The following is a 16,571-nucleotide window of genomic DNA, read 5'->3' as shown; positions in this document are numbered from 1 at the left end:
CCGTTGGGGGCTGTCTATTTTGCCTGCTTGTATTCGGCTTCGTCCAGGCGGCGGAGCTGGTCGAGCAGGCTCTCCGGCACGGTATCATCAACCTTGTAGATACCGGCGGCGCGTATAGCGGTCCGGTAGGACGACTGGGAAATTTGTCGTCGCATAATCCTGGATAGCTGTTTTTCGTTGGTCCGGTTGGCGCCGCCCATCGCATTACTCCAACTCTACTTCGTGGTCTTCAAGGTCCTGAACTAAACACCTTCCCAGCGAAGAAGGTTCCCCTTTTCTAGGATGACGCATGTTAAAACAATGTGTCGCTCCGCCGCATGGCCGATTCAACGACCGAAAGTACGGCATCCCGCGCAGCGGCGCTGCGCAAACAGGACAGTCAGCGCCCTGAATTGCGGCTGGCAAGACCCTTTTCCCACGCCAGCGCCGTTTCGACGATCACATCAAGATTGTCAAAACCGGGTTCCCAGCCCAGGTCTTTTCGCGCCCGCGCACTATTGGCCACAACCGATGCGGCATCGCCCGCCCGCCGATCCGTCAGGCGCGCGTCAATCGGTCTCCCGTGAACGCGCTCGACGCTTTCAATCACGTCGCGCACCGAATATCCCCGGCCATAGCCGCAATTGGCGACAATGCTGCTGGCCCCAGTGCGAAGCCGGTCCAATGCCAGCCGATGGGCGGCAACGAGGTCGCTGACGTGAATATAGTCACGCACGCAGGTGCCATCCGGCGTCGGAAAGTCGTGACCGTAAATTTCCATATAAGGCCGTTTTCCCAACGCCGTTTCACAGGCAACCTTGATCAGATGAGTCGCTCCGCGTGTCGACTGGCCGGAACGGCCCTTCGGATCGGCCCCGGCCACATTGAAATAGCGCAGCGCCGTATACCGGAAATCATGCGCCGCCGCCGTGTCGCGCAGCATCCATTCCGTCATCAGCTTGGAAACTCCATAGGGCGATTGCGGCAGCAGCGGTGTCTCTTCGGTAACGGGCTCCAGCCCCCCATCGCCGTACACAGCGGCCGTTGACGAAAAGATGAAGTTCTTCACGTTGGACTTGACGACCGCTTCAATCAAGGTGCGGGATTTCGAGGTGTTGTTTTCGTAGTAGGCCAGCGGATCCCGAACGGAATCGGGCACCACCACGGAACCGGCGAAATGGATGACCGCGTCGACATAATTGCGCTCGATCGTATCGCGCACGAGATGCTGGTCGGCAATGTCGCCAATGATGAGCTTGGCCTCCGCAGGGACCGCCCATTCAAACCCGGTGGAGAGGCGATCGATGACCACGACGGATTCACCGGAATCGAGCAATTCCCAGACCATGTGACTGCCGATATAGCCCGCACCCCCGGTTATGAGTACTGTCATCTGCCATCCCCCCTGAACCACGCCAACAGCTCTATTGCGGTATCTTGCCGCATTTTGGCGGGTCTGCAAAGCGTTGAAGATACATCATAAAAATAACGTGGCGAAAGAATCGCAGACCATCCTGCCTTCGGAGCGGGCAGAACGGGTTTCCGGCGTTGCCCATATCGCCGGCGCTCTTTCGACGTTATAGTGTCGGAGCCCGCTGGCAGACTCGCAATTTGCCAAGCGTGGCAAATTGCCCACCTTCCCATCATGGATTTTAGCCCGCAAAAAAGCTACTAAGTCCAGGATACAGGAGCAGTTCATGGACTATCGTCGGTTTTTCGAAGACGCGATCGACCAATTGCACGCTGAAAAGCGCTATCGGGTCTTTGCCAATCTGGAACGGATCGTGGGGAGATTTCCGCGCGCGCTTTGGCGTACTGCCGATTCCACACGTGAAATCACCGTATGGTGCTCGAACGATTATCTGGGAATGGGCCAGCATCCCTCGGTTATCGCGGCCATGCACGATGCATCGAGCCGCATGGGCTCCGGTGCCGGCGGCACGCGTAATATCTCCGGCAACAATCATCCGCTCGTCGAGCTGGAAAACGAACTGGCCGATCTTCACAACAAGGAAGCCGGTCTGGTCTTTACATCGGGCTTCGTGTCGAACGAGGCATCGATATCGACGATTGCGCGGCTTCTGCCCAATTGCCTGATCCTTTCCGACGAGTTGAACCATGCCTCGATGATCGAAGGCGTACGCCGCTCCGGCGCCGAAAAGAAGATTTTCCGCCACAACGATGTGGCACATCTCGAAGATCTGCTGAAGGCCGCCGGCAAGGAACGCGCCAAGCTGATCGTGTTTGAATCGGTGTACTCCATGGACGGCGATATCGCCCCCATCGCGGCCATTGCCGATCTGGCCGAGAAGTACAATGCCATGACCTATATCGACGAGGTTCATGCGGTTGGCATGTATGGCAATCGCGGTGGCGGCATCACCGATCAAGAAGGCCTCTCGGACCGCATCGATATCATCGAAGGAACCCTGGCCAAGGCTTTCGGTACCCTGGGCGGCTACATAACCGGCCCCAAGACCGTGATCGATGCCGTTCGCTCCTATGCGCCCGGCTTCATCTTCACCACCGCCCTGCCCCCCGTGATCGCGGCAGCGGCTACCCAATCGATCCGCCACCTGAAAGTTTCGCAGGAAGAACGCAGATTGCATCAGCAGCAATCGCAGCTGACCAAGGATGTCCTGGCCGCCGCCAACCTGCCGGTCATGCAGTCGCAGACCCATATTGTCCCGATCCATGTCGGCGACCCGGAACTGTGCAAGATGGCGAGCGACCGGCTGCTTCAGGTGCACGGCATCTATATCCAGCCGATCAATTACCCCACCGTCCCGCGCGGCACCGAGCGCCTGCGTGTCACGCCGACGCCCTTCCACTCCGATGAACTGGTGCTCGAACTGAAGGACGCGCTGGTCGAGGTCTGGACGGCGCTTGGCATTCCCTTCGCCAAGGACAGCGCTCCGTCGGTCAACACGGGCGAACGCGTCGTGACGCTTGCTGTTTCCAAGGCCGGCGGCTGAAGCCAGGCTTTCCTGAAATCGCATAAGCCCGCTATTTCAATGAAATGGCGGGCTTATTTATTGGCATCGGTATCGTTCAGCCAGCGCGCCAGAAACGGCACGGCAAAGGCGATCATCAGAAATCGCGCCACGTGGTGGGACGCCACATAGGACGGATCGACGCCCAGCGAAAAGGCAATCACCGTCAGCGCTTCCAGCGCCCCCGGCGCAAAGGCCAGGGCGATCTGTGCGGGATGGATATCCAGGATATACCAAACCGCCAGGGCTGCCAGAAAAGAGGCGGCCGTTCCGAGAACAAAGGCGCAAAGGGCAGCCGGCAGATAGCGAACGAGCTGGGTACGATGCTCCGCACCCACCCTCGACCCGATCAGCACGCCCAGAATGATCAACCCGATATCCGCGATCGAACGCGGGACCACCGCTGTCACGACCGATGCGGCGTGCAATGCCGCGCTTGCCAGCAAAGCACCGAGCATCATGCCGCCGGGAACGCGCGTGTACTGGCCCAGAAGCGCGCCGGCAAGGCCGCAGACAAACAGAATGAGCGCTTCCTGGACTGTCCAGTGATCGTTCATCTCCACCACGACATGCGGCGCATTCCTGGCGATGACGGCAAGCAGCGGGGCAAGAAAACCGATGAGAAGCAACAGGCGGATACACTGAACGACGGTGATCTTGACCATGTTGGCCTGCGTTCCCATGGCGGCCACCAGCACGAAGGAAAGCGCTCCCGGCAACGATGAAAACAGCGCGGTGGGCCCATCCCAGCCGAAGCCCTTGCGCAGCATGAGATAGGTCAGTCCGGTCACCGCGATGAGCGCCACGAAGAGCATGAAAAAGCTGACGGGCCACAGCACCATCTGATTGACGGTATCGGCGGAAACGCCGGACCCGGCCTGGATACCCAGCATGAAGAAGACGAAGGCACGCAGCCAGTCGGGCAGATGGATACGGACGCCGGAAAGGGATGCAGCCGTGACCGCAAGTGTCGACCCGAGCAGGAACGGGATAGGCAAACCGGCAAAACCGGCGCTGAAGGCGCCGGCTGAAGCGATGAGGAGCGAAAGAATGGTGGCCTGGGTATTATTCAGATGTAAGCGATTCAACGTTTCCTGATCCAGTCTGCGAGGCGATCGGCAGCCTCCTCGACCTGATCTATACGCCGGGCAAAACACAGTCGCAGGAAGGCTGCGCCACCATCGCCAAAAGCCGTTCCGGGCGCAAGGCCAACCTTTGCCTCATCGACGATATCAAAAGCTGCGCGATAGGAGTCGGAAACGCCCTCGATGCCAAACAGCAGGTAGAAGGCGCCGGCCGGCGGCGACATGCGCACCCTGCCCGTTGCTGCGAGTTTGGCGCAAAGAATATCGCGCGCCTTGCGCGCACGCTCCACCTGCATCCGGATAAATTCGTCCCCATGATCAAGGGCCGCGACAGCACCGCGCTGCATGAACTGCGCAACACCCGAATTGGAATACTGGATCAGGTTCTCCACGGTTTTGCCAAGGGCGGGATGCACGGTCATCCAGCCGACACGCCAGCCGGTCATTGCCCAGTTCTTGGAAAAACTGTTGACGAAAATAATCCGGTCATCGGGATCCATGACATCGAAAAATGAGGGGGACCGGCGCGCACCGTAATAGAAATGCGTGTAGATCTCGTCGGCAACGATCCACAGACCGTGCTGGCGGGCGATCTGCAATATCTCGCGCAACGTCTCGATATCAGCGGTCCACCCGGATGGGTTGGATGGAGAGTTGATGAACAGTGCCTTCGTCCTGGGAGTGATCGCGTCGCGGATTTTTTGCGGATCAAGCGTCCAGCCATTGCCGGTGAAATCCTGCGTTACCGGAACCGGCGTTGCACCCGCTATGCCGGCGGCAGCGGCAAAATTCGGCCACGCCGGCGACACGTAGACGACCTCGTCTCCAGCCCCGGCCGTGGCCTGGATGGCCAATTGTATCGAATGCATCCCGGAACCCGTGACATAAAAATGATCGACGGGCAGATCCACATTGAAATGGCGCTTGTGATAATCGGCCAATGCTTGCCGCAATTCCGGAATGCCTGCCTGCCAGGTATAAAAGGTCTCGCCATTGGCCAGACCCGCATTCGCCGCATCCCTGATGAAATCCGGCGTAGGCAGATCGCCCTCACCCGCCCAGAGGGGAATGACGCCGTCCTGGCGCCTGCCATGGTTCATCACCGCAACAATGCCGCTCTCCGGCGCGACCGCAGCTTCATGGCGCAAATGTTCAATCAGACCCATACATATCTCCAGTGCCAAACGCACATCCCGTTCAAAGGCAGACCTAACGCAACGAAGCGCAACAATCACGCGGATATTTGTGATGTTCCCATCACCGATGCTGATGATCTGCTGACGTCATCCTGACAATCAGGCAAACAAAAACCCCGGCACCAGGCCGGGGTGTCTGAACCAATGCGGAAAGTCCTAGCGCTTGGCCAGGAGATCGCGAATATCGGTCAGCAGGGCTTCTTCCTTGGTCGGTGCAGCCGGGGCTTCAGGGGCCGCGGCTTCCTTTTTCTTGAGCCGGTTCATGGCTTTCACCACCATGAAAAGAACCCAGGCAATGATCAGGAAGTTGATCAGCAGGGTGATGAAGTTGCCGTAAGCAAGTGTTGCACCGGCTGTGCGTGCGGCGGCCAACGTTGCAGCGGGCGCACCTGCCAATTGGATAAACATATTGGAGAAGTCGACACCACCGGTGAGAAGCCCGATGATTGGCATCAAGATGTCGTTCACGATCGAATCAACAAGTTTGCCGAAAGCACCGCCGATGATCACACCAATGGCGAGATCGACCATGTTTCCCTTCAAGGCAAATTCTTTGAATTCCTTTAGCATGATATACCACTCTCCAGTATTCCGTGTTAATTGGAAGCTGTCAGTCCCCAGTGATGCAAGTTGCACCACAGATTGACAGTAACAGATGTTCCTAATTTATTAACATAAAGTTTTATTTTCCGAGCCAGCAACCCTGGTTATTCAAGTGTTTTCGACGGGCAGGTTTTTAAATTAATTCATTTTGATGAACACGTTCATCGCAAATTGATGGAAGGTTGAAGCCCATGACGGGCTGGACTGTAGCGCTTGTCGCGATTTTATATCTCATTGCACAGTATGTGCGGGTCAAAACCATCGGCCGGCGCAATCGGCTTGACCAGAAGGTCGACCGGCCGTTCATCTATGCGCTCAGTCTTGCATCGGGCGGCAGCAGCTGGCTGTTTTATGGTGGCCTTGGATATGCCGCCGAAAACGGCATTGAATTTGCCGGGCTGTTCATCGGGATCGCTCTGGCTTTTACCCTGGGCTTTCCGTTCTTCCATCGTGTGATCAAACTTGCGCAATCACAGGGCATTGCCTCCATCGCCGACCTGATTGGCGCCCGCTATGGCAAGAGTTTCTCGGTGACGGCGTTTGTCACGATCATCGTCACGGTTGGCGGCGTTCCCTATCTCGCCCTGCAGCTCACCGCAGTCCATTATCTCTTCGAGGTATTCGCCGGCACGTTTACCCCGCATAGTGCGGACAGGGCCCACGAACCCCATTGGCTGCTCTGGGGCCTCCTGTGCGTCATCGCCCTGTTCGTCATCCACAACAGCGAAAAATCGCCTCAAACCATGGATCGCGATGAAAGCATCGTGCGCACGCTGGCCAGCGATTCCGCTTTGAAGATGATTGCCTTCATAGCGGTGGGCATAGCCGCGACGACGTTTCTTTTCGGCACACCGGGCGAATTGCTCAGCCACCTCGCTGGCAGCAATACTGCCATCCCCGCACTGCAGGCACATGTCTCGTTGGCGAATGTTGTCGCGCTCGCGCTGATCGGCGCATCGACAACGCTGCTTCTGCCCAGTCAATTCTATCTCACGGTCGTGGAAAACAGGAGCAGACGGGAATTGTCGGCCGCGCGATGGCTGGTTCCGGCATGCCTGTTGATTGCCGGTCTTCTTGTTTTGCCGCTTGCGGCAATTGGCAACTGGATCCTGCCGTCCGGTGTCTCTCCCGATTTCTATTTTCTTTCACTCCCTCTGCGGGCCCATCAAAGCTGGCTGGGCGTTCTGGCTTTCGCTGGCGGTCTCTCGGCTGCAGCCACCATGCTGGTACTGCCTACCATTGTGTTGTCCATCATGATTTCCAACGACCTGATTTTGCCGACCCTGTTGAACTGGCCAAGGCGGGCGACATCGGCCGGCAAGGATGATTACACGGCCATCATTCCAAAAATCCGGCGTTGCTCCATCATTGCCATTCTGCTTGCCGCCTATGCCTACCAGTTCACAATAAAGGATTACGTTGACTTCGCGGAGCTCTCGCTCATTTCCGCGGTGAGCCTGATGCAGATGCTGCCGCCTTTTCTCGGCGGTTTTGGCTGGCGCAGGGCAACAGCACGCGGCGCACGGTGGGGTATGGCTGCAGGCACTGCCGTGTGGCTTTACACCATGCTTCTCCCCACTTGGCTTGATGAATCCTGCTCCCTTGTCACCAGCGGACCCTATGGCATCGGTCTCTTGCGCCCGCATCATCTCGGGGGATTGGACGCAAGTCCCGTGGTGAACGGGCTGCTGTGGAGCCTGACTGCCAACCTGGCTTTGTTCATCCTTGGCTCCCTGTCAAAAAGCGCGTCGCCGCTGGAGCGCATTCAAGCCAATATTTTCATCCCCGAAACGGGAGAAACCGCTCTTTCCAGCAGGAACCATCATGCCAACGTGACTGTCGATCACTTGAAGGACACCATATCCCGTTACATCGGCGCTGAACAAACCCGGCTTGCGTTCAATGCCTTTCATGACCAGAAAGGAATTACCCTGGAAGGCGCGGCCGATTTCAAAACGGTGCATTTCTCCGAACAGCTGCTTTCCAGTGTCGTCGGCTCGCCGTCCGCCAGGTTGATCCTGTCCCTTGCCATGGGTCCCTCCGGAGCGGCGCAGAAGCAGACGCAGATACTGCTTGATCACGCGACGGAAGCCCTGGTGCAAAACCGCGACCTGCTGCAAACGGCGCTAGACCGGGTGGATCAGGGGATCGGCGTTTTCGACCGGCAGTTCCGGCTCATGTGCTGGAACCGGCCGTTGCCGCTCATGCTCGATCTACCCGATCGCCTGCAGCGCATGGGCACACCGTTCCACGCTATTGTTTCCTTTCTCCTTGCGCAGAGAAACGCTGCTGCAAACGGCGGCGACGGCGCGTTGCAGGAGCTGGAAGCGCTGCCCGCGCGCTGGCGCATCGCCCTTGGCAATTCGGGCCGGATCATCGACATTCTTGCCAATGCCATACCGGACGGTGGCATGGTGGCAACCTTTACCGACGTCACCCAGACTGTCGAAACAGACAGAATATTGCGGCAAAGCAATGAGCGCCTCGATGCACGGGTGCGAGAACGCACGAAAGCGCTCACCCTTGCCAATCAGGAACTGGCCAAGGCACGGCGCCGCGCCGAGGACGCCAATATCAGCAAGACACGTTTTCTGGCCGATGCGGGGCATGATATTCTGCAGCCCCTCAACGCAGCCCGTCTCTATGCCTCGGCACTGACGGAACAGCTTGCCAAGCCGCAGCTGAAGGATCTTGCGACCAACCTCAATTCATCCCTTGAGGCGGTCGAGTCGATCTTCAACGCGTTGCTGGATATTTCACGGCTTGATGCCGGTGCCCTCAGGCCTGAGATATCGACCATTCCATTGAATATCATCCTCTTGCAGGTCTTTCGCGATTTTCTGCCGGTGGCGCAGGAAAGGGCGCTGGAGTTCAAACTGGTTGAAAGCTCGGTTGTCGTTGCAACCGACCCTCATCTTCTGCGGCGGCTTCTCCAGAACCTTGTTTCGAACGCCATCAAATATTGCAAATCGGGCAAGATACTCATGGGCGTTCGCCGTCGCGGCGATATGATCGAGGTTCAAATCTTCGATACGGGTATAGGCATAGCCAAAACCGAACTGAACATCATTTTCCGCGAATTCTCCCGGCTCTCCCGCGGCATGAGGGAATCGGATGGACTTGGGCTTGGCCTATCGATTGTCGAGCGCATCGCCGCACTGCTGGGGATGTCCATCGGCGTATCTTCCCGCGTTGGCAAAGGCTCGGTGTTCTCCGTCAGAATGCCGGTATGCTCCGATTCTGTGGTGCCGGTCATCAAGAATCCGGCGGCTTCAGAGCCCAATCGCGCGCTGGATGGCCTCAGGATTCTCTGCATCGATGACGACGAACGTTCTCTTGCCGGAATGAAGGAGCTGCTGCAGACATGGGGCTGCGTAGTGGAGGTCTTGACCAACGGCAAGGGCTTGGAGGCGCTATGCCAGAACCTTGGCGAACCACCGGATATGATCCTTGCCGATTACAATCTCGAAGATGAGAACGGAATTGACCTCATCGGGTATTTGCGCGGCCAGTATGGGTGTTCCATACAAGCCGCCCTGGTTACCGCAGACCGGTCGAGCCAATTGCGCGACCGGGCTGCCGCCGCAGCTATCCCGCTGATCAACAAGCCTGTGCGGCCCGCTGTCCTGCGATCGCTGCTATCCCATCTTCAAAACACCCCTGCGGACGCCTGAATGATTGCCCGCGCTAATGAAACTCCACCGTTCTGGCGTTCAGGGGCGCGGGGGTGCTGTTGAAACGGGACAAGCAAATGACCGCTTGTGTCCGGCTTTCAACACCAAGCTTGTAGAGAACCGCAGAGACGTGCGCCTTGATCGTGGCTTCCGACACGTTGAGTTCATGCGCAATCTGCTTGTTGAGCATACCGTCGGCCATCATGCCGAGAACCCGTCCTTGCTGCGGGGTAAGACGGCGCAAGCGGCCGACCAGCTCGAACAGTTCCTGATCCAGTTGTCCCCCGCCCTGACCGGTCAGCGGCGACCATATCTCGCCATCGAGTATTCTGCCGATGGCATCGGCAATCTCGTCAAGGGTTGAGGATTTGGAAATAAAGCCCAAGGCGCCGAGCGCAAGCGCCGTCCGGATGGTAACGGCATCATCGGTTGCCGAAACAATCGCTATCGGCACGCTCGGGTGCAGTGTACGCAAAGCAATCAAGCCAGTCAGACCGCTGACGCCGCCCAAGGCAAGATCGAGCAGCACAAGATCAACGTCGGCTGCATCGAGGATGTGCCTTTTGGCACTCTCCAGATCGCTGATCTCGATAATATCCGCGTCGCCTGTCTGCAGCATAAGTGCAGCTTTCAACGCACCCCGGAAAAGCGGATGATCGTCCACAATGACAAACTTAAATCTCATGCCTGAAAAGTCTCCGTTTTAAAATTGCAACATCTGAAAATCTAATCGTTTTAATAATAGCGACTAAAGCGCATTTTCCTGATATATCAAGACAAATCTATTGCGCGGGTAAGTTCAAAACCAATGCGGACTGTTCGTAGATGTCTGCTAAACACATGAATTGACTTGGCAAAACCTCAATCCCGCGCAATCATAGACCTATTTCGCCACTTTTCGAAAGAAAGATGTATGATAACGAATACACTTTACCCCGAGACCCAGCCCTATGCCGAGCAGATGCTCGCCGTGTCTGATCTGCACAGTATTCACGTGGAGGAATGCGGCAATCCCCAGGGCAAACCGGTCATCATGATCCATGGCGGCCCTGGCGGCGGGATCAACCCCGCCATGCGCCGGCTGCACGATCCGGAACTCTACCGCATCATTCTTTTCGACCAGCGCGGCTGTGGAAAATCAACGCCTTACGCTGAACTGCGCGAGAATACCACCTGGGATCTCGTGGCGGACATGGAGCGTATCCGTAACCATTTCGGCATCGATAAATGGCAGGTTTTCGGCGGTTCGTGGGGGTCGACACTGGCTCTTGCCTATGCGCAGACCCACCCCGCCCATGTCAGCGAGCTGATCCTGCGCGGCATCTTCATGATCCGCCGTTTCGAAATCGAATGGTTCTATTCCAACGGTGCGAGCATCATCTATCCCGACCGCTTCGAAGCCTATCAGGAGCACATTCCGGAGGCAGAACGCGGTGACATGATCGCGGCCTATTACAAGCGCCTTACCGACGAGGACCCGGCCGTGCGCCTGGCCGCCGCCAAATTGTGGGCTCGCTGGGAAGGTTCCGCGCTTTCCCTTCTGCCGGATCCGGCGCGGGAAGAGGCTTTTGCCGGCGATCATTTCGCCATCGCGTTTGCACGCATCGAATGCCATTATTTCCAGAACAGGGGCTTCTTCGAAACGGATGACCACCTCCTGCGCAATGCCCATCTGATCCGTGAAATTCCCGGCGTTCTCGTACACGGCCGCTATGACATGTGCACGCCGCTCCTGAACGCCTGGCATCTGAAAAAGGTCTGGCCGGAAGCCGACCTTCGCATTGTCGAAGATGCCGGGCATTCCGTCACGGAACCGGGCATTGTGCATGAGCTGATTGCTGCAACCAAAAGATTTGCAGCCTGACAGCAACGCAGGCAACCGGTTGTTTCGGCGGCCGGTTGCTTGGTTATGCCGCCAGATGCTTGCGGCGTGACTTGACCACCCACAAATGGCCAAAGGGATCGGTCAGCACACCGACGCGGTCACCATTGTCCAGTTCCTCGACGGCATTGCGCACATGGCCGCCTTCCGCCGTGGCGTGGTGCATGACACGGTCGACGTCGTCAACATGGATATCGAGCATGACTGGCGTCGCGCCAATCGCGTGGACAGAACGCGGCCCGCCCAGCGATGCATCCGCATCGCGTTTGGGGTTGGCGCCGACAATCATGATCACCGACGCGCCCATCCGCATTTCCGCGGCGATCAACGCGCCATTGTGCAGATACGGGCGCCCAACCACCCGCGCGCCGAATACATTTTCATAAAAATCCATGGCCATTTGCTGGTCGCCGTGGCGCACAAAAAGCCGGATGGAAATTTCACCGATCAGTCTTGGCCCCTCGTTCATCCTGTCCCTCCAGCGTCCATTAGCGAGGGACTAAAGTCGTATAAAAACGCGAACAAATCAAGAACAAAATGATCTTTGGAGCAAAGGTTTTGGCGTTTTCCGTGGAAAACATGCCTTGACAGATCGCCCCAGATTTGACCCGTTTCAGGTTTTCTGCGGCTGGCCCTGCTGCGGCTTGGCGCCGCTGTTATCGTTCTGGAATTCCTTGGCTATCCCCATGAAACGGCGCATGAATTTCTCCATGTAATTCATGCCCTTCTCGAACTCTTCATCGGAAGGAAGCGCATCGCGGACAACCGGCGGAATCTTGCCCATGCTGGCGACCGTGTCTTCCAGCTTGGCAACACGGGTCTTCAGATCCGCCACATCCTCCTCGTAGGCCCTGCGTTCATCCGCAGCGAGTTTGCAGATCAGCTGCCCGGACTTTTCCTGACAGATGGACATCTCTCCGGTCCTGTTGTTCATCCTGATGTAACCGGTATCGGTTTTTTCCAGGGAATAATTCGTGGTTTCCTCGGCCGTCGCGCCGCTCAAGGCTGCGATTGCGAGGAACGGAACAGCCGCAGCAGCGGCCAGCAGTGTTCGTGTGCGTGACATGACAGACCTCCGAAATGCTGAACCTCAAGCTTGAGAGGATAATACGCCGAAAATAGGAATGAGCGCCGAGATTTCTGTTACCGGCAGCAGTCTACCCTTTGCGTATTGCGGTTTTGCGTCTAGTAAATCCGCATGAGCAAACTGATTTACAAGATTGCCCCACGGGCACTGTGGCAGGCGGCGGAAGCCGCAGGCGTGTTTGATGGCGCACCGATCGACCATGCCGACGGCTATATCCACTTCTCCACCGCTGCACAGGCGGTGGAAACGGCGAGCAAACACTTTGCCGGACAGGATGACCTGCTGCTGGTCGCCGTCGAGACCGACCGGTTGGGTGATGCCCTGAAATACGAGGTTTCCCGCGGCGGCGACCTCTTCCCGCACCTCTACGCGTCTTTGCCGATGGCGGCCGTCCTGTGGGTCAAACCGCTGCCGCTTGACACCGATGGCAAGCACCAGTTTCCGGAGATGAATGCATGAGCGGACTGTTTCAGTCGCTGGGCCGCAAGGTCCTGTTTTCCTTCGACCCGGAAGACGCCCATGGCATGTCGATCAAGGCATTGAAGACCGGGCTGGTGCCGGGATGTACATTGCCGGACAGCCCCGCCCTGCAGGTTACCGTTGCCGGGCTGAAATTTCCCAATCCTCTCGGCATGGCCGCCGGTTACGACAAGAACGCGGAAGTGCCGGACGCCCTGTTGAAGCTCGGTTTCGGCTTTGCCGAGATCGGGACCCTCACGCCGCTGGCGCAATCCGGCAATCCAAAGCCACGCATTTTCCGCCTTGTCGACGACAATGCCGTGATCAATCGCCTAGGCTTCAACAATGAAGGCCACGAAGCCGCGTTCCAGCGGCTGTCATCGCGCAAGAATCGTCCGGGAATTGTCGGGGTCAATATCGGAGCCAACAAGGATTCAACCGATCGCGTGGCTGACTACGTCGCCGGCATCCGGAAGTTCCATACGCTCGCAGCCTACTTCACCGCCAACATCTCATCGCCCAACACGCCGGGCCTGCGGGATTTGCAGGCCCGTGACAGCCTCAAGGAATTGCTCGGCAAGGTACTGGAAGCCCGCGATGCGGTTGCAGCACAATCCGGTGTCCGGCGCCCGGTCCTTCTGAAGATCGCGCCGGATCTGCCTGAAGCCAGCCTTGACGATATTGCTGCCGAAATCGCGCTGCATCCGCTGGACGGCCTGATCATCTCCAACACCACCCTGTCACGCACGGGTTTGCGCAGCCCGCAGCACACGGCCGAGACCGGCGGTCTGTCAGGTGCGCCGATCTTCAATCGCTCCACGATTGTTCTGGCAAAGATGCGCCAGCGCGTTGGCCTCGCGCTGCCGATCATCGGTGTCGGCGGCATCGACAGCGCCAGGACGGCAATCGCCAAGATTCGCGCGGGTGCCGATCTCGTCCAGCTCTATACCAGCATGATCTACCATGGCCCCGGGCTCGCTGCTGAAATCCTCAAGGAGATGTCCGCCACGCTCAAGCGCGAAGGCATCAGCAATATCAGCGCATTGCGGGATCGTGACCTTGCGGATTGGGCGGCGAAAGACATTCCCGCCTGACGGCAGAGCGTAATTTTGCCACTGTTCCGCAATCCAACGGATGGCGGCGATAAACTCCAGCGAAATGGAAACAGAGTGATGACGCGCAAGAGACGGGTGGCAGTTCTATTCGGCGGCCGTTCGGCCGAACATGAGGTTTCCCTGCTTTCCGCCGGCAATGTCGTCAAGGCAATCGATACGTCAAGATATGAGGTGGTGCCTATCGCCATCACCCGCACCGGTCTATGGCTGCTTGTCGCGCTTGAAGATGGCGGCCTGCCAAAGGCTGTTCCGGCAACCGGAGCTGAAATCAGCCTGCTGCCCGGCGGCAAAGGCCGGCTTCTCGTTATGCCGGCAAGCGGCGCCCCGCATGAAATACCACCGGTCGATGTGGTCTTCCCCGTGCTGCACGGCCTCTTCGGCGAAGACGGTTCGGTGCAAGGCTTGGCGGAAGTTGCCGATGTGGCCTATGTCGGCTGCGGCATTCTCGGCTCCGCAACGGCGATGGACAAGGACATTGCCAAGCGCCTGCTCAAGCAGGCCGGCCTGCCCGTCGCCAAGGGCCTGACACTCCAGTTTGGCGAAACCGCCGGGTTTGACGACATCACGCGCGACCTTGGCACACCGGTCTTCGTCAAGCCCGCCCGGCAGGGCTCGTCCGTCGGCGTTGGCAAGGCTGCCACAGCCGAGGCTTTCGAGGCCGCCGTCAGGGAGGCATTCCGGCACGACCGCAAGGTCATCGTCGAGGAATTTGTCCAGGCCCGCGAGATCGAATTTGGCGTTCTCGAAGGCAGCGACGGTTCATTGACCGTTTCGGTTCCCGGCGAGATCGCTCCAGCCGCCAGCCATGGCTTTTATACCTATGAAGCCAAGTATATCGATGCCGATGGCGCGGCCTTGTCCATTCCGGCCAACCTTCCGGCATCTGTCCGGGAACAGCTGCAGGAGATGGCAGGCCGGGCCTTTCGGGCCCTCGGCTGTGAAGGCATGGCACGGGTCGATTTCTTCCTGCGGCCGGACATGAGCGCCGTCGTGAACGAGGTCAACACCATACCGGGTTTCACCAATATCAGCATGTACCCGAAGACACTGGGCGCGAGCGGCATTCCCTATCCCGAACTGGTGGACCGGCTGATCCAGCACGCGCTGGATCGCGCCGATCGCCAGCGCTCCTGAACGATCTAGCTGGCGAACTGCAGCCGCGCCCGCCGCGGCAGGATCGCCAGCAGCGACAGACCGCGCAGCCCGAGGAACAGGTGAAGCGCCAGCCAGAGCCCGTGATTGCCCAAGAACTGCGGCAGAATGAAATAGGCGGCGAAGTACCCGGCAAGTGACAGCATCATCATGTTGCGCATGTCGCGTGACCAGGTGGCGCCGATGAATACGCCGTCCATATGGAAGGCCAGCAGCCCGGTAACGGGCGCGAGGGCCGCCCACGGCATGTAGAGTGCGGCCATGGCCTGCACATCCGCAGATTTGATCAGAACCGCCACGATGGCATTGCCGTAGATGAGGAAGAACAGCGCCATCAGCGAAGCAAGGACCAGCCCCCACAGGAATGAAAGCTTGATGCCGCGATCAAAGGCCGGGCGATAATGGGCGCCGACGGCACGGCCGGAAATCTGCTCGGCTGCCGTCGTCACGCCATCAATGAGATAGCCCGAGATCAGCAGAAAATTCATCAGCACGGCGTTGGTTGCCAAGGTCACGGCACCGGCCTCGGTACCAGCGCGGGTGAAATAGGCATAGGCGATCAGCAGGAAGAACGAGCGCAGCATGATATCGCGGTTGACCGCAAACATCCGCCGGATGGCCGGCATATCAAGGATACGCGCAAGCGATGGATTGGGAACGGCCCGAAACTGCCAGTAGACCATGGTCAAGCCGACAACCAGCGCGACGCTTTCGCCAAGCACGGTTCCCCAGGCAATGCCCGCCACGCCCCAGCCCATGACCAGACCGAGCCAGCAGGTCATGACCACATTGACGCCGTTGAGCAGGAATTGCAGGTAGAGGCCCTGCATCGCCTTGCCCTGCCCGAGCAGCAGGCCGAGAACGACAAAATTTCCAAGCGCCATCGGCGAGGAAAACAGCCGGATCGACACATAGGTGGACATGGCGTCAGCGACCGCCTGATCCGGGTTCATGAAACGAACCGTTGCAGTCAGCACCAGCGGCGTTACGGCAATGAAAACAAAGCCGACAAGCACGGCTATGCCAATTGCCCGCCAGAACACCGCTTGCTGTTCCACATTGTCATGACGGCCCATCGCCTGCGCCACCAGCCCGGTTGTTCCGGCGCGCAGGAAATTCATGGTCGAGAAGAGAAAATCGAAAACCAGAGCCCCGATCGCCAGCCCGCCGAGCAGATGCGGATCGCCGAGCTGGCCAATGACAGCCGTATCGACGAGACCGAGCAAGGGCGTCGTCAACGATGCCAGCATCACGGGAATCGTGATCGACAGCATCAGACGGTTCGTCACCTCGAACGGGCGAACGATTTTTGATCCATCAGGATGGGACACTTGCGTTGACATGGG

At 58.3% G+C, this 16,571-nt stretch carries 15 protein-coding genes; 6 read left to right on the top strand and 9 right to left on the bottom strand.

Translation table 11 applies throughout. The annotated features are described in order from the left end of the window. Positions 1 to 14 precede the first annotated feature (14 nt). Both AC1Q5O_RS25145 and galE read right to left on the bottom strand, forming a co-directional pair. On the bottom strand, positions 15 to 200 hold the full coding sequence (locus AC1Q5O_RS25145; protein ID WP_464662738.1) for a hypothetical protein: 186 nt from the start codon (positions 198 to 200) through the stop codon (positions 15 to 17). A 179-nt stretch (positions 201 to 379) separates the two neighbouring features. Beyond that, positions 380 to 1,372 (bottom strand): UDP-glucose 4-epimerase GalE, encoded by a 993-nt coding sequence (galE, locus tag AC1Q5O_RS25140; protein WP_223611841.1) that lies wholly within the window; start codon positions 1,370 to 1,372, stop codon positions 380 to 382. A 304-nt stretch (positions 1,373 to 1,676) separates the two neighbouring features. On the opposite strand from galE, the gene hemA reads away from it, so the two are divergent. Beyond that, the gene (gene hemA, locus AC1Q5O_RS25135) at positions 1,677 to 2,954 is read left to right on the top strand and encodes a 5-aminolevulinate synthase (protein ID WP_472461777.1); all 1,278 of its coding nucleotides are present in this window, start codon (positions 1,677 to 1,679) and stop codon (positions 2,952 to 2,954) included. A 53-nt stretch (positions 2,955 to 3,007) separates the two neighbouring features. On the opposite strand, the gene AC1Q5O_RS25130 is transcribed toward hemA, so the two are convergent. The 3 genes from AC1Q5O_RS25130 to mscL form a co-directional block, all read right to left on the bottom strand. Next, complete coding sequence (locus AC1Q5O_RS25130; protein WP_492566772.1) at positions 3,008 to 4,060, bottom strand: AbrB family transcriptional regulator; 1,053 nt, start codon at positions 4,058 to 4,060, stop codon at positions 3,008 to 3,010. After that, on the bottom strand, positions 4,057 to 5,223 hold the full coding sequence (locus tag AC1Q5O_RS25125) for a pyridoxal phosphate-dependent aminotransferase (protein ID WP_464662734.1): 1,167 nt from the start codon (positions 5,221 to 5,223) through the stop codon (positions 4,057 to 4,059). Before AC1Q5O_RS25125 ends, AC1Q5O_RS25130 begins: the two co-directional genes overlap by 4 nt. A gap of 186 nt (positions 5,224 to 5,409) precedes the next feature. After that, a complete protein-coding gene (mscL, locus tag AC1Q5O_RS25120) occupies positions 5,410 to 5,823 on the bottom strand; it encodes a large conductance mechanosensitive channel protein MscL (RefSeq protein WP_464662733.1) in 414 nt (137 codons plus the stop codon). Positions 5,824 to 6,047: 224 nt separating this feature from the next. Between mscL and AC1Q5O_RS25115 the strand changes: the two genes are divergently transcribed. Further along, positions 6,048 to 9,530 carry a hybrid sensor histidine kinase/response regulator gene (locus tag AC1Q5O_RS25115; RefSeq protein ID WP_492566770.1) on the top strand — a complete coding sequence of 1,161 codons (3,483 nt, stop codon included), beginning with the start codon at positions 6,048 to 6,050 and terminating at the stop codon, positions 9,528 to 9,530. 13 nt (positions 9,531 to 9,543) lie between these two features. Here AC1Q5O_RS25115 and AC1Q5O_RS25110 read toward each other — a convergent pair whose 3' ends face one another. Further along, a complete protein-coding gene (locus AC1Q5O_RS25110; protein ID WP_492566768.1) occupies positions 9,544 to 10,215 on the bottom strand; it encodes a response regulator in 672 nt (223 codons plus the stop codon). Positions 10,216 to 10,443: 228 nt separating this feature from the next. Between AC1Q5O_RS25110 and pip the strand changes: the two genes are divergently transcribed. Next, complete coding sequence (pip, locus tag AC1Q5O_RS25105; protein WP_223611852.1) at positions 10,444 to 11,394, top strand: prolyl aminopeptidase; 951 nt, start codon at positions 10,444 to 10,446, stop codon at positions 11,392 to 11,394. 43 nt (positions 11,395 to 11,437) lie between these two features. On the opposite strand, the gene AC1Q5O_RS25100 is transcribed toward pip, so the two are convergent. Then, positions 11,438 to 11,881, bottom strand: a complete 444-nt coding sequence (locus AC1Q5O_RS25100; protein WP_223611854.1) for a VOC family protein — start codon at positions 11,879 to 11,881, stop codon at positions 11,438 to 11,440. A 144-nt stretch (positions 11,882 to 12,025) separates the two neighbouring features. Continuing rightward, on the bottom strand, positions 12,026 to 12,478 hold the full coding sequence (locus AC1Q5O_RS25095) for a hypothetical protein (RefSeq protein ID WP_492566765.1): 453 nt from the start codon (positions 12,476 to 12,478) through the stop codon (positions 12,026 to 12,028). Between the two features lie 132 nt (positions 12,479 to 12,610). Here AC1Q5O_RS25095 and AC1Q5O_RS25090 point away from each other — a divergent pair, with 132 nt between their 5' ends. The 3 genes from AC1Q5O_RS25090 to AC1Q5O_RS25080 all read left to right on the top strand — a co-directional run bounded on the left by AC1Q5O_RS25090 (position 12,611) and on the right by AC1Q5O_RS25080 (position 15,207). After that, entirely contained in the window at positions 12,611 to 12,958 is a 348-nt protein-coding gene (locus tag AC1Q5O_RS25090; RefSeq protein ID WP_223611857.1) for a DUF952 domain-containing protein, read from the top strand. Beyond that, positions 12,955 to 14,052, top strand: coding sequence for a quinone-dependent dihydroorotate dehydrogenase (locus AC1Q5O_RS25085; RefSeq protein ID WP_492566763.1), 1,098 nt, complete (start codon positions 12,955 to 12,957; stop codon positions 14,050 to 14,052). Before AC1Q5O_RS25090 ends, AC1Q5O_RS25085 begins: the two co-directional genes overlap by 4 nt. A 78-nt stretch (positions 14,053 to 14,130) precedes the next feature. Then, complete coding sequence (locus AC1Q5O_RS25080) at positions 14,131 to 15,207, top strand: D-alanine--D-alanine ligase family protein (protein WP_492566762.1); 1,077 nt, start codon at positions 14,131 to 14,133, stop codon at positions 15,205 to 15,207. A gap of 5 nt (positions 15,208 to 15,212) precedes the next feature. Here AC1Q5O_RS25080 and AC1Q5O_RS25075 read toward each other — a convergent pair whose 3' ends face one another. After that, positions 15,213 to 16,568, bottom strand: coding sequence for an MATE family efflux transporter (locus AC1Q5O_RS25075; RefSeq protein WP_492566759.1), 1,356 nt, complete (start codon positions 16,566 to 16,568; stop codon positions 15,213 to 15,215). Between the last annotated feature and the right edge of the window lie 3 nt (positions 16,569 to 16,571).

It is taken from the genome of Phyllobacterium sp. MT110, assembly GCF_058792715.1.
This window is presented reverse-complemented; position numbering and strand designations above follow the sequence as displayed.